The sequence below is a fragment of the Pseudomonas sp. P7548 genome, from assembly GCF_013386585.1.
Taxonomy (GTDB): Bacteria; Pseudomonadota; Gammaproteobacteria; order Pseudomonadales; family Pseudomonadaceae; genus Aquipseudomonas.
This window is the reverse complement of record NZ_JACARO010000052.1, coordinates 24005-48232: the sequence shown is the minus strand read 5'-3', so window position 1 is coordinate 48232 and position 24228 is coordinate 24005. Positions and strand designations below refer to the sequence as shown.

23 protein-coding genes are annotated in these 24228 nt (G+C 63.6%); 16 read left to right on the top strand and 7 right to left on the bottom strand.

Annotated features, from left to right (window positions below; translation table 11 throughout):
* Positions 1-43 precede the first annotated feature (43 nt).
* Positions 44-952, bottom strand: coding sequence for a LysR family transcriptional regulator (locus HX803_RS21395; RefSeq protein ID WP_176999024.1), 909 nt, complete (start codon positions 950-952; stop codon positions 44-46).
* Positions 953-1157: 205 nt separating this feature from the next.
* Between HX803_RS21395 and HX803_RS21390 the strand changes: the two genes are divergently transcribed.
* Together HX803_RS21390 and HX803_RS21385 are read left to right on the top strand one after the other, a co-directional pair.
* Positions 1158-1556: a helix-turn-helix domain-containing protein gene (locus HX803_RS21390; RefSeq protein WP_176999023.1), complete on the top strand. Its 399-nt coding sequence runs from the start codon at positions 1158-1160 to the stop codon at positions 1554-1556.
* A gap of 58 nt (positions 1557-1614) precedes the next feature.
* Complete coding sequence (locus HX803_RS21385; RefSeq protein ID WP_178923296.1) at positions 1615-4377, top strand: winged helix-turn-helix domain-containing protein; 2763 nt, start codon at positions 1615-1617, stop codon at positions 4375-4377.
* On the opposite strand, the gene HX803_RS21380 is transcribed toward HX803_RS21385, so the two are convergent.
* Positions 4324-5775 carry a winged helix-turn-helix domain-containing protein gene (locus tag HX803_RS21380; protein WP_178923295.1) on the bottom strand — a complete coding sequence of 484 codons (1452 nt, stop codon included), beginning with the start codon at positions 5773-5775 and terminating at the stop codon, positions 4324-4326. The genes HX803_RS21385 and HX803_RS21380 overlap by 54 nt on opposite strands.
* Before the next feature lie 150 nt (positions 5776-5925).
* Entirely contained in the window at positions 5926-6876 is a 951-nt protein-coding gene (locus tag HX803_RS21375; RefSeq protein ID WP_178923294.1) for a GlxA family transcriptional regulator, read from the bottom strand.
* Between the two features lie 180 nt (positions 6877-7056).
* Between HX803_RS21375 and HX803_RS21370 the strand changes: the two genes are divergently transcribed.
* Together HX803_RS21370 and HX803_RS21365 are read left to right on the top strand one after the other, a co-directional pair.
* On the top strand, positions 7057-7779 hold the full coding sequence (locus HX803_RS21370; RefSeq protein ID WP_178923293.1) for a pirin family protein: 723 nt from the start codon (positions 7057-7059) through the stop codon (positions 7777-7779).
* Positions 7780-7924: 145 nt separating this feature from the next.
* Entirely contained in the window at positions 7925-8389 is a 465-nt protein-coding gene (locus HX803_RS21365; RefSeq protein WP_178923292.1) for a hypothetical protein, read from the top strand.
* 62 nt (positions 8390-8451) lie between these two features.
* Here HX803_RS21365 and HX803_RS21360 read toward each other — a convergent pair whose 3' ends face one another.
* Complete coding sequence (locus tag HX803_RS21360; protein ID WP_178923291.1) at positions 8452-9450, bottom strand: quinone oxidoreductase; 999 nt, start codon at positions 9448-9450, stop codon at positions 8452-8454.
* Positions 9451-9552: 102 nt separating this feature from the next.
* On the opposite strand from HX803_RS21360, the gene HX803_RS21355 reads away from it, so the two are divergent.
* The 6 genes from HX803_RS21355 (at position 9553) to HX803_RS21330 (ending at position 14252) form a co-directional block, all read left to right on the top strand.
* A complete protein-coding gene (locus HX803_RS21355; protein ID WP_178923290.1) occupies positions 9553-10416 on the top strand; it encodes a LysR family transcriptional regulator in 864 nt (287 codons plus the stop codon).
* A gap of 85 nt (positions 10417-10501) precedes the next feature.
* Complete coding sequence (locus HX803_RS21350) at positions 10502-11209, top strand: 2OG-Fe(II) oxygenase (RefSeq protein WP_178923289.1); 708 nt, start codon at positions 10502-10504, stop codon at positions 11207-11209.
* Positions 11210-11211: 2 nt separating this feature from the next.
* Positions 11212-11910: a 2OG-Fe(II) oxygenase gene (locus tag HX803_RS21345; RefSeq protein ID WP_178923288.1), complete on the top strand. Its 699-nt coding sequence runs from the start codon at positions 11212-11214 to the stop codon at positions 11908-11910.
* Positions 11907-12173, top strand: a complete 267-nt coding sequence (locus HX803_RS21340) for an Ada metal-binding domain-containing protein (RefSeq protein ID WP_178923286.1) — start codon at positions 11907-11909, stop codon at positions 12171-12173. Before HX803_RS21345 ends, HX803_RS21340 begins: the two co-directional genes overlap by 4 nt.
* Positions 12170-13066, top strand: coding sequence for a DMT family transporter (locus HX803_RS21335; RefSeq protein ID WP_178923284.1), 897 nt, complete (start codon positions 12170-12172; stop codon positions 13064-13066). Before HX803_RS21340 ends, HX803_RS21335 begins: the two co-directional genes overlap by 4 nt.
* A 241-nt stretch (positions 13067-13307) precedes the next feature.
* Complete coding sequence (locus HX803_RS21330) at positions 13308-14252, top strand: aliphatic sulfonate ABC transporter substrate-binding protein (RefSeq protein WP_176999011.1); 945 nt, start codon at positions 13308-13310, stop codon at positions 14250-14252.
* 192 nt (positions 14253-14444) lie between these two features.
* Here the strand turns inward: HX803_RS21330 and HX803_RS21325 are convergent, their stop codons facing one another.
* The 3 genes from HX803_RS21325 to HX803_RS21315 are packed head-to-tail and all read right to left on the bottom strand — an operon-like array spanning position 14445 to position 17683.
* Complete coding sequence (locus HX803_RS21325; RefSeq protein ID WP_178923282.1) at positions 14445-15920, bottom strand: FGGY family carbohydrate kinase; 1476 nt, start codon at positions 15918-15920, stop codon at positions 14445-14447.
* A 4-nt stretch (positions 15921-15924) separates the two neighbouring features.
* Positions 15925-16857: a transketolase family protein gene (locus HX803_RS21320; RefSeq protein WP_178923280.1), complete on the bottom strand. Its 933-nt coding sequence runs from the start codon at positions 16855-16857 to the stop codon at positions 15925-15927.
* Positions 16847-17683, bottom strand: a complete 837-nt coding sequence (locus HX803_RS21315) for a transketolase (protein ID WP_178923278.1) — start codon at positions 17681-17683, stop codon at positions 16847-16849. Before HX803_RS21315 ends, HX803_RS21320 begins: the two co-directional genes overlap by 11 nt.
* 361 nt (positions 17684-18044) lie before the next feature.
* Here HX803_RS21315 and HX803_RS21310 point away from each other — a divergent pair, with 361 nt between their 5' ends.
* The 6 genes from HX803_RS21310 (at position 18045) to HX803_RS21285 (ending at position 24214) form a co-directional block, all read left to right on the top strand.
* On the top strand, positions 18045-19052 hold the full coding sequence (locus HX803_RS21310) for an ABC transporter permease (protein WP_176999007.1): 1008 nt from the start codon (positions 18045-18047) through the stop codon (positions 19050-19052).
* A gap of 50 nt (positions 19053-19102) precedes the next feature.
* Complete coding sequence (locus tag HX803_RS21305) at positions 19103-20035, top strand: sugar ABC transporter substrate-binding protein (protein ID WP_176999006.1); 933 nt, start codon at positions 19103-19105, stop codon at positions 20033-20035.
* Between the two features lie 15 nt (positions 20036-20050).
* Entirely contained in the window at positions 20051-21559 is a 1509-nt protein-coding gene (locus HX803_RS21300) for a sugar ABC transporter ATP-binding protein (protein WP_178923276.1), read from the top strand.
* A gap of 68 nt (positions 21560-21627) precedes the next feature.
* A complete protein-coding gene (locus tag HX803_RS21295; RefSeq protein WP_178923274.1) occupies positions 21628-22392 on the top strand; it encodes an SDR family oxidoreductase in 765 nt (254 codons plus the stop codon).
* Between the two features lie 22 nt (positions 22393-22414).
* Complete coding sequence (locus HX803_RS21290) at positions 22415-23215, top strand: SDR family oxidoreductase (protein ID WP_178923272.1); 801 nt, start codon at positions 22415-22417, stop codon at positions 23213-23215.
* 45 nt (positions 23216-23260) lie between these two features.
* On the top strand, positions 23261-24214 hold the full coding sequence (locus HX803_RS21285; RefSeq protein ID WP_178923270.1) for a sugar-binding transcriptional regulator: 954 nt from the start codon (positions 23261-23263) through the stop codon (positions 24212-24214).
* Positions 24215-24228 lie beyond the last annotated feature (14 nt).

Here is a 24228-nt window from a genome sequence, read left to right as displayed (position 1 = left end):
AACCAATAGCAGCCGTTACCGCAGCAACGGATATGCCCCCCAATCAAACCACCCGAGCCATATGCTCCCCAATCCTCCCCCGCAACCACCGCTCCGCCGGGTCGTTGTCATGCACCCCACTCCACACCATCGACAACTCCGCCGCATCAATCGCAAACGGCGGATCCTCCGCCCGCAACGTCGTCCCCTCAGTCAACGCACACGCCGCGTAATCCGGCACCGTCGCAATAATCTGCGTCCCCGCCAGCAACGCCCTTAACCCACTGAACTGCGGCACCGCCAGCACCACCCGCCGCGACCGGCCAATGCGCGCCAGGTCCAGGTCGATATTGCCGCTCAGGTCCCCCGAAAACGACACCATCGCATGGGGCCGCGAACAGTAGTCGTCCAACGTCAGCGGCTGCACGCCATCATCTCCGCGCAACACCTTGCACGGTATATCCCGCAGTTTCTTGCGCTTGGCATTCGCCGGCAGTTCGGTGGTGTAGCTCACCCCCACCGAAATCTCGCCACTGGCCAACAACGACGACATCAACAGGTAATTGGCCCGACGCACCACCACGATGATCCCCGGTGCCTCTTCGCGCAGTTGGCTGAGCAAGGGCGGGAACAGACCGAATTCGGCGTCATCGGACAGGCCAATGCGAAACACCGCACAGCTGGTAGAAGGGTCGAAATCCTTGGCGCGGCTGACCGCGCCCGAAATAGTGTCCATGGCCGGTTGCAACTCCTTGAGTATCGCCACGGCACGTGGCGTGGGCTCCATGCCCCGCCCGTTGCGCAGCAACAACGGGTCGTCGAACAAGTCCCGCAAACGCCCCAGCGCCGCACTCACGGCGGGTTGGCCCATGAACAGCTTTTCGGCCACACGGGTCAGGTTCTTTTCGAACATCAGCGCTTCGAAAATCACCAGCAGGTTCATGTCGACGCGGCGCAGGTCGTTACGGTTCATGGCGTGTATCCAAACGGTTGGCAAGCCGCCAGATAAGCACGCCCGTCGGCGCCGCGATTGCACGCCTGTGCTGTCTTTTCCGGCCCTGGACCTGGCGAAATTAACAACGATTAACTCGTCAGCCAGACGGTCCGGCGCCAAGAATGAGCCGGTCTACACTGCCTCCATTCACCGGGAACGCTCCCATCGACTGCGGATATTTGTCATGGCCCGACTTGAGCACTGTGCTCCCCGCTTATCCGCTACCGGCGGCCTCTGCCCTCGGCGCGAGCGGATTGCCAAACAACTGATCCTCGCCAACCTCGGTGAAAGCCTGGCGATTGCTGACCTGGCCCAGGCCTGTGCGCTGTCGCGCAGCCATTTTTCTCGTGCTTTCAAGTGCACCACCGGGCTGTCGCCCCAGGAATGGATACGCCAACAGCGCATCCAACGGGCCAAGGAGCTGATCACCGGTTCCGCCCTGAGCCTGACGCAAATCAGCCTGGAGTGCGGGTTCTGCGACCAGGCGCACTTCTGCCACATGTTCACCCGCAGTGAAGGCGTCAACCCGATGACCTGGCGAAACCACCAATTGCGCCATAAGCCCCAAGTGATCGCGGCCTAGTGGTCTGCACCCGCGTGGCCTATGCTGCCCAGACCCTTTTCCCAGAGCACGGCCACCCATGAGTGCCCCCCGCGACCAGGCCGTGCATTTCGGCCCCTACCGCGTCCACCCGCACCAACGCCTGGTGCTGGAGGCCGGTCGCCCATTGCGCCTTGGGCGGCGTGCGGTGGACATTCTGCTGATCCTGCTGGAGCAGGCGGGCAACGTGGTGAGCAAGCAGGAACTGATCGCCCGGGTCTGGCCCAAAAGCGTGGTGGAGGACGGCAACCTGCGCGTGCACATGGCGGCGCTGCGCAAGGCGCTGGGCGACGGCCAGGCCGGGCAGCGCTACATCGTCACGGTGGCGCAGCGTGGCTACAGTTTTGTCGCGCCACTGAGCATCGAACCGATGACACTGCCCACCGACGGCGACCCCCAGCGCCCGTGCCACAACCTGCCTCTGCGCCACACCCGCATGATCGGCCGCCAGGCGCTGATCGACACGCTGGTGCAGCAACTGCCCCAGCAACGCTTCATCACCCTGACCGGCCCCGGGGGCATCGGCAAGACCACCGTCGCGTTGCGCGTGGCGGAACTGCTGATCGGGCATTACCGCGATGGTATCCGCCTGCTGGACCTGGCGCCGCTCAGCGCGCCGCCGATGATCCTGCCCAACCTCGCCGCCCTGCTCGACCTGACCTGCGCCGAGCATGAGCCCCTCGCCGCCTTTGCCCATCAATTGCACGAACGCCAGATGCTGCTGGTGATCGACAACTGCGAACACCTGCTCGATGACATCGCGCTGATCAGCGAAACCCTGCTGCGTCACGCCCCTCACCTGCACATCCTCACCACCAGCCGCGAGGCCTTGCGGGCCGAAGGCGAATGCGTGCAACGCCTGGAACCCCTCGCCTGCCCGCCCGCCAGCGGCAACCGCGCCCAGGCGCTGGGCTACCCGGCCTTGCAATTGCTGATCGAACGAGCCATGTCTCACCAGGACAGCTTTGAACTGAGCGAAGCCGAGCTGCCGTTGGCGATTGATATTTGCCAGAAGCTGGACGGCATTCCCCTGGCCATTGAGTTGGTGGCCGCCCAAATCGAACGCTTTGGCCTGCCGGGGCTGCTGGTACAGATGGAAGACAACTTCCGCCTGCTCACCCGTGGCCGGCGCAGCGCCCTGCCCCGTCAGCAAACCCTGCGCGCGACGCTGGACTGGAGCTTTGACCTGCTCACCCCGTGCGAGCAGATCTGCCTGCGGCGCCTGGCGGTGTTTCGCGGCGGCTTCAGCCTGGCCAGCGCCGCTGCGGTGATCGCCGGGGAACAGATCGCACCCAGCGAGGTGCTGGGGTCGATCACCCAATTGGTCGCCAAATCCCTGCTCAACGTGGAAGCCGGCGATGACGAGATGGTCTATCGCTTGCTGGACATCACCCGCACCTACGCCCTGGAACAACTCAGCGTGGCCGATGAACTCCAGACCACCCGTGAACGCCATGCAGAACGCTGCCTGGCGTTGATGAACCAGGCGCAGGACGACTGGGAGCTGATTGCCACCCAGGCCTGGATCGACCGCTACGCGCCCTTGCGTGAAGACATCCGTGCCGCCCTCGATTGGGGCTTGGGCGACAAGGGTGTGCACCTGCTGGGCATTCGCCTGACCGTCGGCGCCATGCCGCTGTGGCAAGAGCTTTCGTTACTGCGTGAACACGGCCTGTACGTGGGCAAGGCCCTGGCACGGCTCAAGCAGTCGAGCGCGCCGAGCCAGCGCCTGCACATGATGCTGCAACTGGCCCTGGGCAGTTTTTCCTATCACACCCAGGGCGGCACACCGCAGACCATTGAAGCCTTTGCCTGCGCACGGCGCCTGGCCGAAGGCGGCAAGGACCTGGCCGGCCAGTTGCGGGCGGTGTCGGGGCATATGGCGGTCAACCTGTGCTGCGGCAACTACCGTGAAGCGTTGGCGCAAAGCCTGCACTTTGACCAGCTCGGCCCGCAGACCGAACCGCTGCTGGCCCTCAGCGCCCAGCGCCTGCGCGTACTGGCGCAACACTTCGCCGGCAACCAGGCGCTGGCCCTGCACAACGCCGAGCAGGTGATCCAGCGCATGGCCCACAGCGGCCATCTCAACCGGTTTACCCATGGCTTCGGCGTGCAGTACGACCAGAGCGTGGCGTCCTTGACCATCCTCGCGCGCACCTTGTGGCTGCGCGGTTTTCCGGAACGCGCCTGGCGCACGGCCAGCCAGGCCCTGGATCTGGCCTTGCAGATCAACCACGGTACGTCGATCTGCTACACCCTGGCGCTGGCCGGTGTGGTGATTGCACGCTACAACGGCGACACCTCGGCGGCAGACTCACTACTGCAGCTGTTGTTGCAGCAATCCCAAAAACACTCGGTGCAGCTGTTCCACACCTGGGCCCAGCACTACGCGGGCACGACGCAACAAGCATCGCTGCAAGGCCTGGGATTGGTCGAAGACCTCCTGCTGACCTTCCAGGCCAGCGAGGTCAGTGACAGCGCGTTTGAGCGCGCCCGAAACGGTGCAGCCGGTTGGTGTACCCCGGAGATTCTGCGGGTCAGGGCCGAAGGCATGACGGACGCCCGTGGGGCCGAAGCGTTGCTGCTGGAGGCCATGGGCCTGGCCCATCAGCAAGGCGCGCTGGCGTGGGAATTACGCAGTGCCACGTCGCTGGCGCGGTTGTGGAAAGACCAAGGCCGTTTGCGTGTCGCCCGCGAACTGGTGGGTTCGGTCTATGGGCAATTCACCGAAGGGTTTGCCACCCATGACCTAACCCGCGCACGCCGCCTGCTCGACGAGCTGCAAGACAAACGGCCGGCCTGAAAACGGTCCCAGGTAATGCCCATAGCCTTGTTGCAGGCGTGCCACTTGCTCGGGGTTGCGCAACTGCGCCAGGGCGTAGCTGCGCACACTGTTGAGCAGGCGGTAGCGCGTAGGCCCAGGGCCGGGCTCCACGGTCAGCAATGAGGTGCCCGCCAGGCGCTCCAGCAAGTACGACAGGTCGGCGTGCTCCAGCTCGGTGCCGGCGACCAGTCGACTCAAGGCCGGCAACGTCACGGCCATCTTGAACAGCGCCATCTGCAGGAACAGCCAGCGCTCCGGCAGGCTCAAGCGCTCGTAGCTCCAATCCAGGGCCGCCGTGAAGGACTGGTGCCGCTCAACCGCCGTGCGCCGGCCACGGGTCAGCACCTGCAAACCTTGCTGCAATTGTGCGTGTACGCCGTGCACCCCCAGAGCATTCACCTGGGCGGCCGCCAATTCGAGGGCCAACGGGATGCCGTCGAGGCGCCGGCAGATATCGCGCAGCGGGGCCAGTTCCTGGGGTCGCAGGGCAAAGCCTTGCTGCGCGGCGCGTACGCGTGCAACGAACACCTGCACCGCTGGGTATTCCATGGCCTGCTCGACACTGGCCCACGCCGAGGGTACCGGCACTGCCAGGCGCGGCACGGGTTGCACCCATTCGCCCGGCACCTGCAAGGCTTCGCGGCTGCTCAACACCACGCTGACCTGGGGGGCTTTCTCGTGCAGCGTGCGCACCAGATGACGGCAGGCACCGAGCAACACATCCGCCCCGTCGAGCACCAGCAACAATTGGCGCGCAGCCAATTGGCTGGCCAATGCTGCGGCGTTGCCACAGGGCTGCAGGTGCAGGGCACTGGCGAGATGGCGCAACATTTGAGTCGGCGCGGTAACCGTCGCCAGGTCCACCCACCACACGCCGTCGCGGTAACGTGGCAACACCCGTTCAGCCAGGGCCACTGCCAGGGTGCTCTTGCCCACGCCGGCGCAACCGGTGAGGGTCATCAAGCGTTGCCCCGACATTCGCCGTGCCAACCGCCCCACTAACTCGTCACGGCCGATCACCGGGCTGAGCCGGGCCATCAGGTTATGCCGGGGCATCGCCGTTGGCAGCGCAGCCTGTTGCGTTGCCACGAAGCAGTAGCCCCGTTGAGGCTCGTTGAGAATGTAAGGCTGCCCCGGCAAGGCGCGGCGCAAAGCGGCGATGTGCACACGCAGGTTGTTCTCTTCCACCACACTGCTCGGCCACACGCGGGCAATCAGCGCCTCCTTGCTGATGAATTGCCCCGGCGCCTCCAGCAGCACCGCGAGGATATCCAGCGCGCGCCCACCCAACGGCACCGGCCAGCCGGCCTTGCTGACCAAGCGTTGCTGAGGATGAAACGTGTAGGGGCCGAAGCTCACCGCGTGGGGGTTGTTCATCGGGTGTAAAAGCGCTGGAACGCCCGTTCTTGGGCGGCTGCGCATCCTTTTCCGTGGGCCTTGCGCTATCTTGCCAGCCTGCCGTGACAGGACAATGCTGGCAGGGGGAGCGACACGGACATTCGGGTGCGCCAGACGGACATCCGGCGGTTAACTGAACTGTTGTCGGTACTGGGTCGGGTTCAGGCCGAGCTTGTCACTGAATAAAAAGCGCATGTAGCGCACGCTGCCAAAGCCTGCGTGGAACGCCACGGTCTTGAGCGGCAGGTCGGTGGTTTCGAGCAAATGCCGGGCGCGGTCGATGCGCGCGCCTTGCAGGAAGGCCATGGGCGTCATCTGGACTTCCTTGGCAAACAGCCGCGCAAAGTGGCGTGGGCTCATGCCGGCGAGTGCGGCCATTGATTCAATGGTGAACGGCTGGTCCAACTGCGCCAGCACCTGGTTCTGCACCCGGGTGATCGCGCTTTCATGGGGCGCCACGGCGGCGGTCATCGGGCTGAACTGGGCCTGGCCACCTTGGCGCTTCATCACCACCAGCAGCACTTTGGCCACCTCCACCGCCACCGCCTTGCCGTGGTCCTGGGCGACGACGGACAGTGCCAGGTCGATACCGGCCGTGACGCCGCCCGACGTGATCAGCCGACCGTCCTGCAGGTAGATGCGATCGGTCTCGACAATCGCCTTGGGAAACGCCTTGATCAGGCGCTCGGTGTAGTGCCAGTGGGTGGTCACGCGGTGGCCATCGAGCAGGCCGGCGTGCCCCAGCACAAAGGCGCCGGTGCAGATCGAACCGAAGCGCCGCGCCCGGGGTGCAGCGGCTTTTAGCCACGGCAGCAACGCCGGGTGGCATTCGTTATAGGCGCCGGGACCACCGGGGATCAGCAGCAGGTCATAGTCATCAGCCGCCTGCTCAAGCAGCAGGTCGGGCTGCACGCTCACACCGTTGGAGGCACGCAACGGCCCAGGCTCGATGCCGAGGGTGAGGATCTGGTAGTGCTCGGCTTGCGGCAGGTAGCGGTTGGCAATGGAAAACACTTCGAGCGGGCCGGCCATGTCGAGCAGGAGGAAGTCAGGAAAAAGCGCCATGGCCACGGTTTTCATAGAGAGCAAGGTCCGTCGATAAGGGAAGCGGCAGACATTATGGCATGCCTTTTACTGTCAACTTTAAAGAGACAGTTATTCAGATTTCAGCTTCTTAATGAATTTATTGGTAACCATTAACCTTCTTCTCAACGCAAGCGACCTGCACTTCGCAGACCCCGCTCACTTGAGGACAAGACCATGCTGACCCTTCGCAAAGCTTCCGAACGCGGCGCCGCCAATCACGGCTGGTTGAAGTCGTTCCACACCTTCTCGTTCGCCAACTACTGGAACCCCAGCGAGCAGGGTTTTTCCGACCTGCTGGTGATCAACGATGACCGCGTGGCGGCCGGCAAAGGCTTCGGCCAGCACCCGCACCGCGACATGGAGATTTTCTCCTACGTGCTCGAAGGCGCCCTGGAACACAAGGACACCCTGGGCACCGGCTCGGTGATCCGCCCGGGCGATGTGCAACTGATGAGCGCCGGCAGCGGCGTGGCCCACAGCGAGTTCAACCACAGCCAGACCCGTGGCGTGCACTTCCTGCAGATCTGGATCGTGCCGAACGTGGCCGGCGCCGAGCCGCGCTACCAACAGGAGCACTTCAGCGAAGCGCAGAAACGCGGGCGCTTGCAGTTGATCATCTCGCCGGACGGCGCCGAAGGGTCGCTGCATGTTCGCCAGGATGCGCGGGTGTATGCCGGGCTGTTCAACGGCAGCGAAACCGCGAGCCTGGACCTGGCGCCAGACCGCCACGTGTACATCCATGTGGCCCGGGGCAGTGTCGAGGTCAACGGCCAGCGCTTGCAGGAAGGTGACGGTGCCCGGGTGCGGGATGAGCGCCAGATCCGCCTCAGTGGTGGCGCGGATGCCGAGGTGCTGGTGTTTGACCTGCGCCCGCAAGAACTGCCGCAGATGCCATGACGTGCACCACGATGGGCCCCTGAAACGGGCCATCGCTGGCGTCGATAGTCACCATCAGCGCAATGAAGTTCTCTTAAAAAATCCAACGCGTACCATTAAATCCATACCCAGCAGCAACCTACTTAAACACTCGGAGCACACAACCATGAAACGCCAAATCCTGCTTAGCCTCGCTTTCTCGGTACTCGCCGCCAACGCTTTTGCTCACCCTGTTGTCGCTGAAGGCGGCGCAGATCGCCTGATGGACAGCCGCGTTGCCGAGGGTGGTGCCGACCGCCTGCAAGGTAACCGCGTTGCCGAAGGCGGTTCTGATCGCTTGCTGGAACGTCGTGTCGCTGAAGGCGGTGCTGACCGTCTGCAGGAACGTGGCCTGGCTGAAGGTGGTGCGGATCGCCTGCAGGAACGTGGTCTGGCCGAAGGTGGTGCGGATCGTCTGCAAGAACGTGGCCTGGCCGAAGGCGGTGCTGATCGCCTGCAGGAACGTGGTCTGGCCGAAGGCGGTGCTGACCGTCTGCAAGAACGTGGTCTGGCCGAAGGCGGTGCGGATCGTCTGCAAGAACGTGGCCTGGCCGAAGGTGGTTCTGATCGTCTGCACAGCAACAACGCATAACCCTCGCGGTTGGCGAGGTGCCCCAAACCGGCCTGATCAGCCGGTTTTTTTTTCGCCTGTGATTAGTGCAGGTCACGGTCAACCCACAACACCGCCTTGCCGATCTGTTGCCGCGCCTCGATCCGTGCGTGCACCTGCTGCACCGTTTCCAGGCTGTAATGCCCTTCGATGTCTACGGTGAGCGAACCTTCCAGCATCGCCGCAAATACCGCGTTGGCACGCCGTTGCACGGTGGCGCCGTCAGCCATGTGGTCGGCCAGCCGTGGGCGGGTCAGGAACAAGGAACCCGCTTCACCCAGTTCAATCGGGTCCAGGTCGGTCAGCGAGCCCGAGACATTGCCGTAATTGACGATCAACCCGCGGGGCCGGCAGGCGCGGAAACTGTCGCGCAGGGTGGTTTTGCCCACGGAGTCGAACACCACGTCCACGCCTCGGCCCGCTGTGGCGGCCAATGCCCGGTCGGCAAAGCCGTCATAGGTCCAGGCCTGGTGGGCGCCGCGTTGAAGCGCTATCGCACATTTCTCGGCGGTGCTGCCAGTGGTGAACACAGTCGCACCCAAACGGTTGGCCATTTGCACGAGCAATTGCCCGATGCTGCCGGACGCGGCATGAATCAGGCAGGTGTCGCCGGCCTGCAAACGCGCCACGTCATCAATCAGGTAGTGAGCCGTGCAGCCCTGGAACATCGCGGCAGCCGCCTGATCGAACGTGATTTCGCTGGGAATCTGCGCCACGTTGTCGGCCGGGATGTTGGCGTATTCGGCATACGCGCCCCAGGCAATGCACCACGCCACACGGTCGCCTACGGCCAAGTGGCTCACACCAGGGCCCACTTCCACCACCACGCCGGCGCCTTCCATGCCCAAAGTGCATGGCAGGCGCACCGGGTAAGTCACCGACTGGGCGTATTTGCCTTGGCGCGTGTGAATGTCCATGAAGTTGATCCCGGCGCAGGCAACTTTGATCAGCACATGCCCCGGGGTGACCTCGGGTTTGGGAACATCGTGGCGCAACTGGGCGACTTCAGGGCCGCCATAGGCTTGCAGGGTGATGGCTTTCATCGGGCAACAACTCCGTTTGCTCTGGGAAGCGGCCATGGTAAAAGGGGCCTCTCAGTAGGAAAATTCCCCAATCTCTCCCAGCCTCTGTGCGGAAATACCCCGATGTTCGACTGGCAAGACCTGTATTACTTCACCGTCTTGGCGCGCACCCAGTCGCTGTCGGCGGCTGCCCGTGAGTTGCAGGTGGAACACGCCACCGTGGGGCGCCGGGTCGATGCACTGGAAAAAGCCCTGGGCGTAAAACTGGTGGACCGCCTGCCCCGTAGCCGCCCGCTCACCGCCCAGGGCCGGGCGTTGGCCGAACTGGCGGCGGGCATGGACGCGATGGCGACCGACGTGATGCGCCTGTCGCGGGTCGCTTCCATCGAGATGGCCGGCACGGTGCGGGTCAGTTGCCCGCCGTCCATCGCCAACCACTGCATCGCACCTCATGTCGCGCGATTGCGTGCGCAGTACCCACAGCTGAATCTGGTGCTGATGCCCTCCACCCAACTGGCTGCGCTGGACAAAGGCGAAGCGGATATCGCCTTGCGCACCGTGCGTCCCGACGAAGACGCGCTGGTCCGGCGCAAGGTCGGCGTGGTGCGCTTCGGGTTGTATGGCGCTGCCGAATTAGCGCAACAGCCTCCCGTTCAGTGGGCGTTCATCGCCTACGACAGCAGCCGCGACCACCTGCCCCAACAGGCCTGGATGCACCAACTGCGCGGCGTGCGCCCCATCGTGTTTGCCGCCAGCGAACTGGTCACCCAGCAAATGGCGGCCCGCGCCCAAGTAGGCGCGGTAGTGCTGCCGACCCTGGTGGGCGACCACGACCCACTGCTGACACGCTTGCCCACCGCCACCGACGGTCCCATCCGCGACATCTGGCTCACCGTGTACCCGGACATGCGCCGCTCGCCCCTGGTGAAAGTGGTGATGGAGTTTCTGGTGGCGTGCATCGAAGGTGAAGCGCAGTTGCGCCGTTAAACAATTCGACCGCAAGCCGCAGAGTTCCAAGCCGGCAAGTGCCCCCTAGACTCCGCTCATCTGCCCACCGATGAGCGTCAAGGCCATGCACACCCCCAGAAACAACGCCCCCACGCACGACTGGAACCGCATCGCCCGTGAGCTCGAGGCCCACGGAAACGCGGTGCTGCCCGCGCTGCTGACAGCCCAACAGTGCGAGGCGCTCGCCGCGCGCTATGCGCAGGAAACCGGCTATCGCTCGCGGGTGGTGATGGCTCGACATGGGTTCGGGCGCGGCGAGTACAAATACTTTGCCTACCCCTTGCCGCCGTTGCTCGATCAACTGCGGCACGCGCTCTACACAGGCCTTGCCCCGATTGCCAATGCCTGGAACCTCCAGCTCGGCCTCGACGTGCAGTACCCAAGTGAGCTGAACGAGTTCCTGCGTCAATGCCATGCCACAGGCCAGGCCCGCCCTACTCCGCTGATCCTCAAATATGGCGCAGGTGACTACAACTGCCTGCATCAGGACCTCTACGGCGAGCACGTTTTCCCGCTCCAGGTGGCGATCCTGCTATCGGAACCCGGACGGGATTTCGTCGGCGGCGAGTTCGTCATGACCGAGCGTTCATCCCAGGGCCAGCGCGCCGAAGTCATCCCGCTGCGCCAGGGCGATGGGCTGGTATTTACCGTCAATCAACGCCCGGCCATGGGCCCGCGCGGTCTGCGCAAGGTCGCCATGCGCCACGGTGTGAGCCGCATCCGCAGCGGTCAGCGCCATGCCGTCGGCCTGATTTTTCATGATGCGAGGTGAACATGAACTTGCTTGAATTCGACGCCGCACTTGATCAGCTGGACTGGGCCGACCTCCACCGCCAACTCGATAGCGAAGGCTACGCCGTGCTGCCCGGGTTGTTGCGCGCAGCGGTCGTCGACGCCCTGGCCCAGTGCGTCACCGCGCAGGACCTGTTTGCGCAATGGCGCTACTTCGAGACAGACCTGCCCACCCCGCTGGCCGAGTGGCGCACGGCGCTCTACCGGCGCCTGGCCCCAGTCGCCAATCGCTGGAACGAAACCCTGGCCATCGATGCGCGTTACCCGGCTACGCTGGATGAGTTCCTGCGGCAAAACCGCAACGCCGGCCAGACCCGAGGGCAGTCCCATCTGTACCGGTTGCGTGTGCATGACCAGGTGCCCCTGCATCAACGCAATGCCGGCTTTCATGTGTTTCCCTTGCAAATCGTTGCACTGCTGTCCGAGCCGGGGACGGACTTCCAAGGAGGTGAGCTGGTGATGACCGAACAACGCCCGCGCCTGCAATCGCGGCCGATGGTGGTGCCGCTTAAACGCGGTGATGTGGCGATCATCGCCACGGCGGTGCGCCCGTTCAGAGGCAGCCAGGGCTATTACCGCGTGAACCTCAAGCACGCCATCAGCCGCGTGCGCGGCGGCGAACGCGTGGGATTGGAAGTGCTGTTCCATGATGCACCTGATACCCAAGAGGGTGGCCGATGAAGACGTTCACCTTGCTCGGGGTAACGGGCAAACCTTACGCCAGCCTTGTGCCGGGCACCTGCGCCGGGCATCGCGGCACCCAGATCTACGGCCGCCTGGACTGCCGCGCCGCACGGCGAGCAATTGCCAACGGCGGTTATGTGAAACACCGCGTGTTCTTTGCCGACGAGCCCACCGCCATTGCCGCCGGCTACCGGCCTTGTGCAGTGTGCATGCCCGAGCACTACGCGATTTGGAATTCCACAAACAAAGGTGACGCATGAAGCTTTCTGACGGTGTTCGGCTACTGGTACTGGCGGCGATCTGGGGCGCGAGTTTTCTGTTCATGCGCATCGCGGCGCCGGTGTTGGGCGCGTTGCCCACGGCGTTTTTCCGTGTGCTGCTGGGGGCCATCGGGCTGGCGGTGATTGTCACCGTGCTGCGCACCCGCATCGCCTTCAACGGCAAACTCAAACCCACCCTGGTGTTGGGCGTGATCAATTCCGGCGTGCCGTTCCTGATGTACGGCGTGGCGGCGACGTTGCTGCCGGCGGGCTACTCGGCGATCTTCAACGCCACCACCCCGCTGATGGGCGTGATGATGGGCGCGCTGTTTTTCAGCGACCCGCTGACGCCGAAAAAAGCCGCTGGGGTGGTGATTGGCCTGATGGGTATCACCCTGCTGACCACCACCGGCCCGGTCACCCTTTCGGTCGCCGTGGTGACCGGCGCGTTGGCGTGCCTGGTCGCCACCGGCTGCTACGGCGTTGCCGGGTTCCTGACCCGCCGCTGGATCGCCGACAAGGGCGGGCTGGACGCCAAGCTCGTGGCCTTTGGCAGCCAGATCGGCGCGACGTTGTTCCTGCTGCCGTTCTTCGGTGTTTCAGCCGTGCTCAACCCGCCGCACAGCTGGGGCAACCCGACGATCTGGGCAGCGCTGGGAGTGGTGGGGTTTGTGTGCACCGCGTATGCGTACATTCTGTATTTCCGCCTGATCGCCGATATCGGGGCGGTTCGTTCACTGACGGTGACCTTCCTGATCCCGCCGTTTGGCGTGCTGTGGGGTGTGCTGTTCCTGGGCGAACGACTGTCCAGCGCACACCTCTACGGCGGCGGCCTCATCTGCCTGGCCGTGTGGTGTGTGCTCAGCAACAGCCGGCCCAAATCGACCTCCTGACCCTTTGCCAGGATTGTGGCAGCGCGGACGCTTGTAGTGAGCGGGTTTACCCCGCGCGGCGTAATAAGCCCCACCTCATCTGTTCCAGGGAAAATTGCGGGGATTTGTGGCGGCGCGGGCGCGGGGCAAGCCCGCTCACTACAAGGTGAGAAAGCGATTTAAGCTCAGATCGAAAGAGTATTTATCGATTGGTTTTTAGAACTTTATGCTTGGCTGCATTCCATTGAAGATCGAGCGCGCCATGTCTATTCGTCGTCCCCTCGCCGTTGTCATCGGGCTTCTGGCTTTTTCCGTGGCGGTCAGCGCCGAGGCCCAGGAGACCGTGCGTATCGGTTACCAGAAATCGTCCACCCTGATTACCCTGCTCAAGACCCAGGGCACCCTGGAAAAAGCCCTCAAGGCCGACAACATCGACGTGTCCTGGCACGAGTTTCCCAGCGGCCTGCCGCTGCTGGAGGCACTGAACGTCGGCAATGTCGACATCAGCGCCGACGTGGCCGACACCGTGCCAATCTTCGCCCAGGCGGCCCAGGCCAAACTCACCTACTTTGCCCAGGAAGCGCCCTCGCCGTCGGCCCAGGCCATCGTGGTGCGCAAGGACTCGCCGATCCAGCAACTGGCCGACCTCAAAGGCAAGAAAGTCGCCGTGACCAAAGCCGCCGGCACCCACTACCTGTTGATCGCGGCGCTGGCCAAGGCCGGCCTGGCGTTCTCGGATATCGAACCGGCCTACCTGACACCGGCCGATGGCCGCGCTGCGTTCGAGAACAATAAAGTCGATGCCTGGGTCACCTGGGAACCCTTCCTCACAGGCGTGCAGCGCCAACTGCCCACCCGCACCCTGGCGGATGGCGCGGGCCTGGCCAGCTACAAGCGCTATTACCTGACGGGCACGCCCTACGCCAAGGCCCACCCTGAGGTCCTGAAGGTGGTGTACGAACAATTGGAAAAAGCCGGCCAATGGGTGAAAACCCACCCGCAAGACGCCGCCAAGGTGCTTGGCCCGCTGTGGGGTAACCTCGATGTGGCCACCGTCGAAGCGGCCAACGCGCACCGCAGCTATCAGGTGCAACCGGTGACGCTCGATCAGTTGGGCGAACAGCAGAAAATTGCCGATGCGTTCTTCAAGGCAGGGTTGCTGCCCAAGGCCGTGGACGCCAAGGACGTGCAGACCTGGAAGCCATGAGAGGTTTTGTCAGAATCGCTGGGCACAGAAGACCGGTTTTCCCGAGGCTTAAACAGTTGGGTCAGGCATAAATCGGTCTAAATGTGGGAGCGGGCTTGCTCGCGAATACGGTGGCTCAGTTGACGAATGTGTTGACTGACCCACCGTAATCGCAGGCAAGCCAGCTCCCACAGGCTTGATGTTCATCGGGTGTTAGAGAAGGGTGCGGGCCAGGGCCTTTTTCCATTCGGCGTAACGCCCTGCCATCGCAGGATCATCCTGGGGTTCGAAGCGCTCGCGCTGACGCTCCAGCGCACCCAAAGCCTCATCACTCGCCCAAATTCCCAACGCCCTACCCGCCAGGTGTGCAGCCCCGAGTGCCGAGACCTCCGGCGACAGGCTGCGCACCACCGGACGTTGCAGCAGGTTGGCCAGGAACTGCATCAACCAGCGATTGCGTGTCGCACCGCCGTCGACCCACAGCTCTTTCAACGGGCTGCGGATGTCCTGCTGCATCGCCTCAAACACATCACGAATCTGATAGCCGATGGACTCCAGCGAGGCGCGCAAAATATGCGCGCCCGAGGTGGCTTCGCTCAGGCCACAGATCAAGCCACGGGCGTCGGCTTTCCAGTGCGGTGCCCCCAACCCGGACAGCGCCGGCACAAAGTACACGCCGCCGTTATCCGGCAATTGCGCGGCCTGTTCCGTCAACGCGTCCAGCGACTCACCGGCCACCAGCCGCGAGGCCCACTGCACGGCGGCGCCGGTGTGCACGATGTTGCCTTCCATGCCGAACGTCGCCGCGTTGCCGTCATGCCAGGCCAAGGTGGTGGAAAGCCCATGGGTGGACGCAATCGGCCCGCCCATCGGTGTCATCAACGACGAGCCCGTGCCGAGGGTGGCCTTGACCAGCCCTGGGGCGAAACCACCCTGCCCGTACAGCGCCGCATGGGAGTCGCCCATCATCGACATCACCGGGATACCCGCAGGCAAGCCGCCCAGCGCGACGGTTTCGGCGAAGAAACCCGCACTCGGCCGAATCGGCGCCAACGCCGCAGCTGGAATCGCGAACAGGGCCAGCAGCTCCGGGTCCCAGGTGCCGGTGTGCAGGTTGAACAGTTGCGTGCGCGCGGCGTTGGAATAATCGGTGGCGAACACCTGACCGCCGCTGAGCTTCCACAACAACCAACTGTCGACCGTGCCCAGGCAGATTTCACCGGCCGCCGCACGTGCGTGGCCGTTGTCCAGGTGATCAAGGATCCAGCGAAATTTGCCGGCGGAAAACATCGGGTCGAGGGCCAGCCCGGTCTTTTCCAGGACCAGTGCTTCGTGCCCCTGCTCATGCAACTGTGCGCACAACGCGGTGGAGCGTCGGCATTGCCAACTGATGCACGGCGACAACGGCTCGCCGCTGCGCCGGTCCCAGGCCACCACCGACTCGCGCTGGTTGCTGATGGCCAATGCGGTGATCGGTCGCTCCACCTGGGCCAGGCATTCTTCAATCGCGGCCAGGGTGTGCAGCCAGATCAACAACGGGTCCTGCTCGGAAAAGCCGGGCTGGGGGTGGTTGATGCTCAAGGGCCGCGAACCCCGGGCAATCACCTGCCCGAGTTCGTTGACCAGCACTGCCTTGGCGTTGCTGGTGCCTTCATCTATCGCCAGGATCAGCGGAGTGTGGTTTGTCATGGGTTCACCGCAACCGAGTGGCAGCCGCCACAATCCCAGCCGCGTCGATGTTATGCAAGGCGCGGGTCGGTTCGCGGGCGCCGGCCGCGGCGTATTCACCGTCGCCGATGCCCAGGCGGACCAGCGCAATGCCCAGCCCGGCTTCGGCCAGCACTTCGGCGACCAGGCTGCCGACGCCACCATTGATGTTGTGTTCTTCGACGGTAATCACCGCGCGCGTGGCGCTCAGTGCACTGAGCAAGGCGTCACGCTGCAATGGGCGGATCGACGACAGGTTGATCACCTGCGCCTGGATGCCCTGCTCGGCCAGCAAGGCCGCCGCATCCACCGCCTCGTGTACCACGGAGCCCAACGCAACGATGCTCACGTCTGCGCCCTGGCGCAGGATGTCCACTTGGCCGGGCACGAATCGATAGTCGGCGCCATGCACCTCAGGCAAAGCTTTACCGTCAAGCCGGACATACACCGGGCCTTTATAGCGCAGCGCGTAATCGATGATCTGCCGGCACTCCAGCGCATCGGCCGGGGCGAAGATCTGCACATTGCCAAACCCGCGCATCACCGAAATATCGTCGAGGCTGTGGTGGGTGCTGGCCAACGGGCCGTAACTGGCGCCGGCATTCAAGCCGAACATCTTGACGTTGGCCTGGTTGTAGCAGACGTCCACCTTGATCTGTTCGTTGGCGCGGGAAATCAGGAACGGCGCGGCATTGCAGGTGGCCGCGATCTTGCCACCCAATGCCAGCCCAGCCGCCACGCTGACCAGGGACTGCTCGGCAATGCCGACGTTGATCAACCGCTCGGGGAAGCGTTGGGCAAACGGACCGATCTTGGCCGTGGAGGTGGAGTCGCTGACCACCGGCACCACGTCCAGGCCAGCATCGACCGCCGCGATAAACGCCTCCACCATGACGCTCGCCAGGTGCTCACTTGCCATGATTCAACTCCTCCAGTGCTGCGTTGATTTCATCACCCTTGGGCACGCGGTGGTGCCATTCGGGACGCGCTTCAATAAACGACACGCCCTTGCCCTTGATGGTGTGGGCGATCAGCACCTGGGGTGAGCCGGTGTGGGCTTGCATGGTTTCGAGGCTCTCGATCAGCTGGCCGACGTCATTGCCATCGCACTCGCTGACGGTGAAACCGAAAGCCGCCCATTTCACGTCCAGCGGGTCCAGCGGCATGATCTCGGCGGTCAGCCCGGCCAGTTGCAGCTTGTTCTTGTCGACGATCACAAACAGGTTATCCAGCCCGTACTTGGCCGCCGCCATCGCCGCTTCCCAGTTGGAGCCTTCGGCGAGCTCGCCGTCGCCAGTCAACACGTAGATGCGCTTTTTACTGCCGGACATCTTCGCCGCCAACGCCAGCCCTACCGCCACCGGCAACCCGTGGCCGAGGGCGCCGGTGTTGAGTTCGATGCCCGGGGTTTTCTGCCGCACCGGGTGGCCGGGCAAATGGGAATTGAAGTGCTGGTAGGTCGGCAACCAGTCGGTGGGGATGTAGCCGGCCTGCGCCAGGCAGCAGTACAAACCGCCCACGCCATGGCCTTTGCTCTGGATGTAGATATCGCGCTCGGGGTCTTCCGTGCGCTCGGGGCCGGTGTTGAGGATGCGGAAATACAGGGTGGCGAGGATGTCGGTTTCCGACAGGTCCGCCCCGGTGTGGCCGCCTGCCGGGGAGTCGGCATTCAAGCGGATCACATGGCGCCGGATCAAACGGGCCTGTTCTTTGATCTGGTGGGCGTCGTACTGGAAGGCATTCATGCAGCGGCTCCTTTGAGGCTGACCACGCGAGGTGAAAGCGTTCACGGCTGTTTTGAATATTTATTCAGCAGTGACAATATATTTCTATTTAGACGCCGATCCCGCAGCAGGTCAAGTGAGCGAACGGCGGAAAAATGAAATAAAACCCGGAAACTCCCCTCGGACAGACGGCTAAAATCCCACGCGCGCTTATCTATCCCGTGGCTTTGCGCCCGATAAAAACGGCGGTCTAGAGGCATGCATGAAAAATTAAGCGCTTGACTTTGCCACGGTGTCACTGGAATCTGAATTAACAGTCAGGCACGCATAAATATTCACGCCGCCTGAATGAACTCCAAAAAAAATAAGTCAGGAGAACAATGTGGACGCCAAAGCCTCTGTCCATCACCCGGCCGATCTCAAGCCGACCCGCCGTCCCCGGCTGGTGAAACTGCTTCCCAGCAACATCGGTGGCCCGCTGATCGGCCTTGTGTTGCTGGTGCTGGTCTTCTCCTTCAGTTCCGAATTCTTCTTCTCGTTGCGCAATGGCCTGAACATCCTCGATCAGGTCACCGTGCTGGGCATCCTGGCGATTGGCATGACGGCGGTGATCGTGATCGGCGGCATCGACCTGTCGGTCGGCTCGGTGCTGGCGTTCTCGATGATGATGCTGGGCTGGTTGTACCAGGACCAGGCCATGCCCCTGGGCTTTGCGATTCCGATCTCGATCGCCAGCGGCATGCTCGCCGGGCTGGTCTCCGGTGGGCTGATTACCTACGCCAAGCTGCCGCCGTTCATTGCCACGCTGACCATGATGTCGGTGGCCCGGGGCCTGGCGAACATCCTCACCGAAGGCCGGCAGATCGTCGGCTACCCGGACTGGTTCACCAGCCTGGCCACGGTGCGGCATTTCGGCTTCCTCTCGGCCACGGTCGGCCTGTTTCTGGTGATGCTGGTGGTGGCTTGGGTGTTCCTGCGCTTTCGTGCCGGTGGCCGCAACCTCTATGCCATGGGCGGCAGCCCCGAAGTGGCGCGCTTGTCAGGCATCAAGGTGCGTGCGATCACCCTGTGGGTCTACGCCATCAGCGGCGCCCTGGCCGGTATCGCCGCCGTCACCCTCGCCGCCCGCCTCGACTCGTCCCAACCCAGCGCCGGCCTGAGCCTGGAACTGGATGCCATCGCCGCCGTGGTGATTGGCGGGGCCAGCCTCAGCGGTGGCGTGGGCAGCATCGGCGGCACCCTGGTGGGCGTGCTGATCATTGGCGTGTTGCGCAATGGCCTGAACCTGCTCGGCGTCTCGCCCTTCATTCAACAAGTGGTGATCGGCGTGGTCATCGCCCTCGCCGTGACCATCGACACCCTGCGACGCCGCTCCAGCACCGCCCGATAAACCTGTTCGACAGTTGACACCCTCCAACAATAAAACCAGGAGTCACCGACATGTTCAGCCCCAAGAAACTGCTTATCGCCACCGCACTCGCGGCCGCCACCCTCACCGCAGCCGGCACCACCTGGGCCAAGGACCTGACCATCGGCCTGGCCGTGGCCAACCTGCAGGCCGACTTCTTCAACCAGATCAAGCAATCGGTGGAAGCCGAGGGCAAGGCCAAGGGGATCAAGGTGATCACCGTGGACGCCCAGGGCAACTCGTCCACCCAGGTCAGCCAGATTGAAGACCTGATCACCCGCCAGATCGACGTGTTGATCTACATCCCGGCCGGTGCCACCGCAGCCGGTGTACCGGTCAAGGCCGCCAAGGCCGCTGGCATCCCGGTGATTGCCGTGGACCGCAACGCGCCCGATGCCCCGGGTGACACCTTTATCGCCAGCGACAGCGTGGCCGGGGCCAAGACCCTCGCCGAATACGTGGGCAAGATCACCGACGGCAAAGGCCGCATCGCCATCCTGCAAGGCCAGTTGGGCACCACGCCTGAAATTGACCGGGCCAAAGGCTTCGAAGAAGGCTTGAAAGCCTTCCCGGACCTCAAGGTGGTCGCCCAGCAACCGGCCGAATGGGCCCAGGACAAAGGCTTCGCCGTGGCCCAGGACCTGCTCCAGCGTGACCCGAACATCAGCGTGTTCTTCGGCCGCGCCGATGCCATGGCCCTCGGTGCCGCCCAGGCGGTGAAGGTCGGCAACCTGGATCACAAAGTCGTGGTGGTGGGTTTCGACGGCGACGTCGCCGGGCTCAAGGCCGTGGAAAGTGGCGTGCTGAACGCGACCATGACCCAGCAGACCCAGAAAATGGGGCGCCTGGCCGTGGCGTCGGCCATCGACCTCAAGGCCGGTAAAGCCGTGCCCAAGGAACAACTGCTGCCGACCGTGTTGACCACCAAAGAAAACGTCGCGCCGTTCCTGCAACAGCACCCGTAAACCTCGGAGATCGTCATGAGAGCAGCCGCTCTGGATACCACCGCTGAGGCGGTGCTGTGCCTGCGCAATATCAGCAAGGCCTATGGGCCGGTGCAGGTGCTGTCCCAGGTCAACGTGGACATTCGCCCCGGTGAAGTGCTGGCCCTGCTCGGCGAGAACGGCGCGGGCAAGTCGACCTTGTCGTCGATCATCGCCGGGCTGGTGCAACCCGAAGCCGGAGGCAGCATGACCTGGCTGGGCCAGCCCTACGCCCCCGGTTCACCGGGGGCCGCGTTGGGTGCCGGTATCGGCCTGATCCACCAGGAAATCCGCCTGCTGCCGCAATTGTCGATCGCCGAAAACATCTTCGTCGGCCGCCTGCCCATGCGTCACGGGCGGGTCGACCGCGACTACATCGAGGCCCAGGCGCAGATCCAGTTGGAACGCCTGGGGCTCAAGGTGCCGGCGTCGCGCAAGGTCGAAGGCCTGAGCGTGGCCGCCCAACAACTGGTGGAAATCGCCAAGGCGCTGACCCTCAAGGCGCGGCTGCTGATCCTCGACGAGCCCACGGCCGCCCTGGGCGGTGAAGAAACCGAGCTGTTGTTCCAGCAGGTGGAGCGGCTCAAGGCTGAAGGTGTGTCGTTTATCTATATCAGCCATCGCCTGGAAGAAATCGCGCGCATCGCCGACCGCGTGCTGGTGCTGCGTGACGGTCGCCAGATCGCCCTGCACGCCACGGCCCAAGTGCCGGTGCGCGAGCTGGTAGAACAGATGGTCGGGCGCAGCCTGGAGCGAATTTTCCCGACGTTGCAGGCGCCCAAGGAACACGTGATGTTGCAGGTCAAGGACCTGAGTTGCCGTGAGTTTGCGTTGCACGGCATCGATTTCAGCGTGCGCGCTGGTGAAGTGTTTGGCATTGCCGGTGTGGTCGGCGCCGGGCGGACCGAGCTGGTGCGCACCATTGCCGGCGCGGCCCAGGACATCAAGGGGCATATGGTGTTGGATGGTGAGATTCGCCAATTGCGCTCGCCCTTCGAGGCGATCCAGGCCGGTGTGGTGCTGGTGCCCGAAGACCGCAAGCAGCAAGGCGTGGTGGTGGAACATCGCATCGAAGACAACCTGATCTATGGCAACACCGACCTGCTGGACAAACGCGGTTGGGTGCTGCCTGCCCCGCTGCGCGAGTTCGCGCGCACGGCGGTGGCACGGCTGGGCGTGAAAGGTGCGCCGCAGTCGCGGATTTCCAGTTTGTCGGGCGGCAACCAGCAGAAGGTGATCATTGCCAAATGGCTGGCGCGCAATCCCAAAGTGTTCATCCTCGACGAGCCCACTCGCGGTATCGACGTGGGCGCACGGGCGGCGATCTATGAAGTGATCGCAGACCTGGCAGCCAAAGGCATGGCGGTGATTGTGGTGAGTTCGGACCTGGATGAAGTGCTCGGCCTGTCCCATCGGGTGATGGTGATGAGCCGGGGCCGGCAGATGGGGATATTGGAGCGTGGCGAGGCAACACCGGTTTCGGTGATGGAAATGGCCACGGCCTAGTGCCCTACCTTCGCAAACAATGAAGCTCCCACAGGGGTTCGGTGTTATTTCAAATAATGGAGTCGTTCATGCAACTTTTTAGTCTTCACGGCCAGGTCGCCTTCGTCACCGGCGCCGGCAGCGGGATTGGCCAGGCCATCGCGGTCGGGCTGGCCGAGGCTGGGGCCGATGTGGCCTGTTTTGACCTGCCGGGCAGCCCCGGCATCGCCAGCACCGTGGAACGCATCCAGGCCCAGGGCCGTCGCGCCCTGGCCCTGAGCGGCACGGTCACCGAGCGCGCTGCCCTCGACGCGGCGGTGGCCCGCACCGAAGCCGAACTCGGCGAACTCAGCGTGGCCGTCAACTGCGCCGGCATCGCCAATGCCCAGGCCGCCGAAGACCTGGAGCTGCAACGCTGGCAGACCACCCTGGACATCAACCTCACCGGGATTTTCCTCAGTTGCCAGGCCCAGGCCGCGGTGATGCTGCCCCGGGGCAAAGGCGCTATCGTCAACATCGCGTCCATGTCCGGCAGCATCGTCAACCGGGGTTTGCTGCAAGCCCACTACAACACGTCCAAGGCCGGGGTCATCCACCTGAGCAAAAGCCTGGCGATGGAATGGGCCGACAAGGGCCTGCGGGTCAATTGCATCAGCCCCGGCTACACCGCCACGCCGATGAACTCGCGCCCGGAGGTGGCCGACCAGGTGAAGATCTTTGAACAGACCACGCCCATGGGCCGCATGGCCAGCGTGGAAGAAATGGTCGGCCCGGCGATTTTCCTGGTCAGCCAGGCCTCGTCGTTCTGCACCGGCGTCGACCTGTTGGTCGATGGCGGTTTTGTCTGCTGGTAAGCCTTTTTTGGAGCCTTTTGTCATGTCGCAACGCTTCAGCGGTAAAACTGTAGTCATCACCGGCGCTTGCCGTGGCATCGGCGCCGGCATTGCCGAACGCTTCGCCCAGGAAGGCGCCAACCTGGTGCTGGCCTCCAACGACCTGGAGCGCGTGACCTTCACCGCCGCCCAGTTGGCCCAGGAATACAAGGTCGCCACCCTCGCCCTGGGCATCGACGTCACCAACGAAGAAGATATCGAAAAGCTCTACCGCGAAGGCCATGCGCGCTTTGGCAGCATCGACGTGTCGGTGCAGAACGCCGGCATCATCACCATTGATCACTACGACAAAATGCCCCGTGCCGACTTCGACAAGGTGCTGCACGTCAACACCACCGGCGTCTGGCTGGGCTGCCGGGAAGCGGCCAAGTACATGGTCAAGCAAGGCAGCGGGCGCCTGATCAACACCTCGTCCGGCCAGGGCCGCCAGGGGTTCATCTATACGCCGCACTACGCGGCGAGCAAGATGGGCGTCATCGGTATCACCCAAAGCCTGGCGCTGGAACTGGCGCGACACAACATCACGGTCAACGCGTTTTGCCCCGGCATCATCGAAAGCGAAATGTGGGACTACAACGACCGCGTGTGGGGCGAGATCCTCAGTACCGATGAAAAACGCTACGGCAAGGGCGAACTGATGGCCGAATGGGTCAAGAACATCCCCCTGCGCCGCGCCGGCAAACCCTCGGATGTGGCAGGTCTGGTGGCGTTTCTGGCCTCTGACGACGCGGCCTACCTGACCGGTCAGGCGATCAATATCGATGGCGGCCTGATCATGTCGTAAGGGTTTGGTATCCTCACCGACATTGATTCATTTATTGAGGCTTTCATGAGCCAGATCGAAGAACAGCGCCTGATCACCAAGATCGCCAGCCTCTATTACGAAGAAGGGCTGAAGCAGTCCGAGATTTCCGAACAACTGGACCTGTCCCAGTCCTTTATCAGCCGCGCCCTGCGCCGGGCGCTGCAGGAAGGCGTGGTGAAGATCAGCGTGATGCGCCTGCAAGGCCTGCACCTGGAACTGGAAACCCAGTTGCAACGGCGCTACGGCGTGCGCCGGGTGATCGTGGTGGAAGCCACCGAACCCGGTAGCGATGAAAGCATCAAGCAGGCCATCGGTTCGGCGGCGGCGCATTACCTGGAAACCAGCCTGTCGCCCCAGGACCATATCGGCATATCGTCGTGGAGCAGCACCATCCGCGCCATGGTCGGCCATTTGCACGCGCAACCGGGCAAGCAAGGCGCCCAGGAAGTGGTGCAATTGCTCGGCGGCGTGGGCCACAAAGGCGCCTTCGAAGCCACCCTGCTCACCCAGCGCCTGGCCACCCTGCTCAACTGCCCGGCGTTCCTGCTGCCGTCCCAGAGCATCGAGCAATCGGTGGAAAGCAAGCAGCGCATCGTGCAGATGGAAGAGGTCAAGGAGGTGCTGCAGCGCTTTGACAGCATCACCCTGGCGATCGTCGGCATTGGTGACCTGGAACCCTCGCAACTGCTGCGCAACAGCGGCAACTACTACACCGAAGACATGCTGCGCCTGCTCGCCGAGCGCGGCGCCGTGGGCGATATCTGCCTGCGTTACTTCGACGCCCAGGGCAAACCGGTGCTGGAAGAAGACGAAGAATTCGTGGTGTCGGTGGCATTGCCCAAACTGCGCTCGATCCAACGTGTGCTTGGCCTGGCGGGCGGGCTGAACAAGGTCCAGGCGATTCGCGGCGCGCTCAAGGGCGGCTACCTCGACATCCTGATCACCGACCTCGACACCGCCCAGGCCCTGAACCACTAACCCCTTTTCTGGAG

Coding starts and splice junctions, on each gene's coding strand:
- HX803_RS21360 (WP_178923291.1), bottom strand. CDS start 9,450: ATGAAAGCCATCACCCTGCAAGCCTATGGCGGCCCTGAAGTCGCCCAG.
- HX803_RS21325 (WP_178923282.1), bottom strand. CDS start 15,920: ATGACAAACCACACTCCGCTGATCCTGGCGATAGATGAAGGCACCAGC.
- HX803_RS21340 (WP_178923286.1), top strand. CDS start 11,907: ATGAAGACGTTCACCTTGCTCGGGGTAACGGGCAAACCTTACGCCAGC.
- HX803_RS21380 (WP_178923295.1), bottom strand. CDS start 5,775: ATGAACAACCCCCACGCGGTGAGCTTCGGCCCCTACACGTTTCATCCT.
- HX803_RS21370 (WP_178923293.1), top strand. CDS start 7,057: ATGCTGACCCTTCGCAAAGCTTCCGAACGCGGCGCCGCCAATCACGGC.
- HX803_RS21290 (WP_178923272.1), top strand. CDS start 22,415: ATGTCGCAACGCTTCAGCGGTAAAACTGTAGTCATCACCGGCGCTTGC.
- HX803_RS21385 (WP_178923296.1), top strand. CDS start 1,615: ATGAGTGCCCCCCGCGACCAGGCCGTGCATTTCGGCCCCTACCGCGTC.
- HX803_RS21320 (WP_178923280.1), bottom strand. CDS start 16,857: ATGGCAAGTGAGCACCTGGCGAGCGTCATGGTGGAGGCGTTTATCGCG.
- HX803_RS21335 (WP_178923284.1), top strand. CDS start 12,170: ATGAAGCTTTCTGACGGTGTTCGGCTACTGGTACTGGCGGCGATCTGG.
- HX803_RS21295 (WP_178923274.1), top strand. CDS start 21,628: ATGCAACTTTTTAGTCTTCACGGCCAGGTCGCCTTCGTCACCGGCGCC.
- HX803_RS21375 (WP_178923294.1), bottom strand. CDS start 6,876: ATGAAAACCGTGGCCATGGCGCTTTTTCCTGACTTCCTCCTGCTCGAC.
- HX803_RS21315 (WP_178923278.1), bottom strand. CDS start 17,683: ATGAATGCCTTCCAGTACGACGCCCACCAGATCAAAGAACAGGCCCGT.
- HX803_RS21300 (WP_178923276.1), top strand. CDS start 20,051: ATGAGAGCAGCCGCTCTGGATACCACCGCTGAGGCGGTGCTGTGCCTG.
- HX803_RS21355 (WP_178923290.1), top strand. CDS start 9,553: ATGTTCGACTGGCAAGACCTGTATTACTTCACCGTCTTGGCGCGCACC.
- HX803_RS21350 (WP_178923289.1), top strand. CDS start 10,502: ATGCACACCCCCAGAAACAACGCCCCCACGCACGACTGGAACCGCATC.
- HX803_RS21365 (WP_178923292.1), top strand. CDS start 7,925: ATGAAACGCCAAATCCTGCTTAGCCTCGCTTTCTCGGTACTCGCCGCC.
- HX803_RS21285 (WP_178923270.1), top strand. CDS start 23,261: ATGAGCCAGATCGAAGAACAGCGCCTGATCACCAAGATCGCCAGCCTC.
- HX803_RS21305 (WP_176999006.1), top strand. CDS start 19,103: ATGTTCAGCCCCAAGAAACTGCTTATCGCCACCGCACTCGCGGCCGCC.
- HX803_RS21390 (WP_176999023.1), top strand. CDS start 1,158: ATGGCCCGACTTGAGCACTGTGCTCCCCGCTTATCCGCTACCGGCGGC.
- HX803_RS21345 (WP_178923288.1), top strand. CDS start 11,212: ATGAACTTGCTTGAATTCGACGCCGCACTTGATCAGCTGGACTGGGCC.
- HX803_RS21330 (WP_176999011.1), top strand. CDS start 13,308: ATGTCTATTCGTCGTCCCCTCGCCGTTGTCATCGGGCTTCTGGCTTTT.
- HX803_RS21395 (WP_176999024.1), bottom strand. CDS start 952: ATGAACCGTAACGACCTGCGCCGCGTCGACATGAACCTGCTGGTGATT.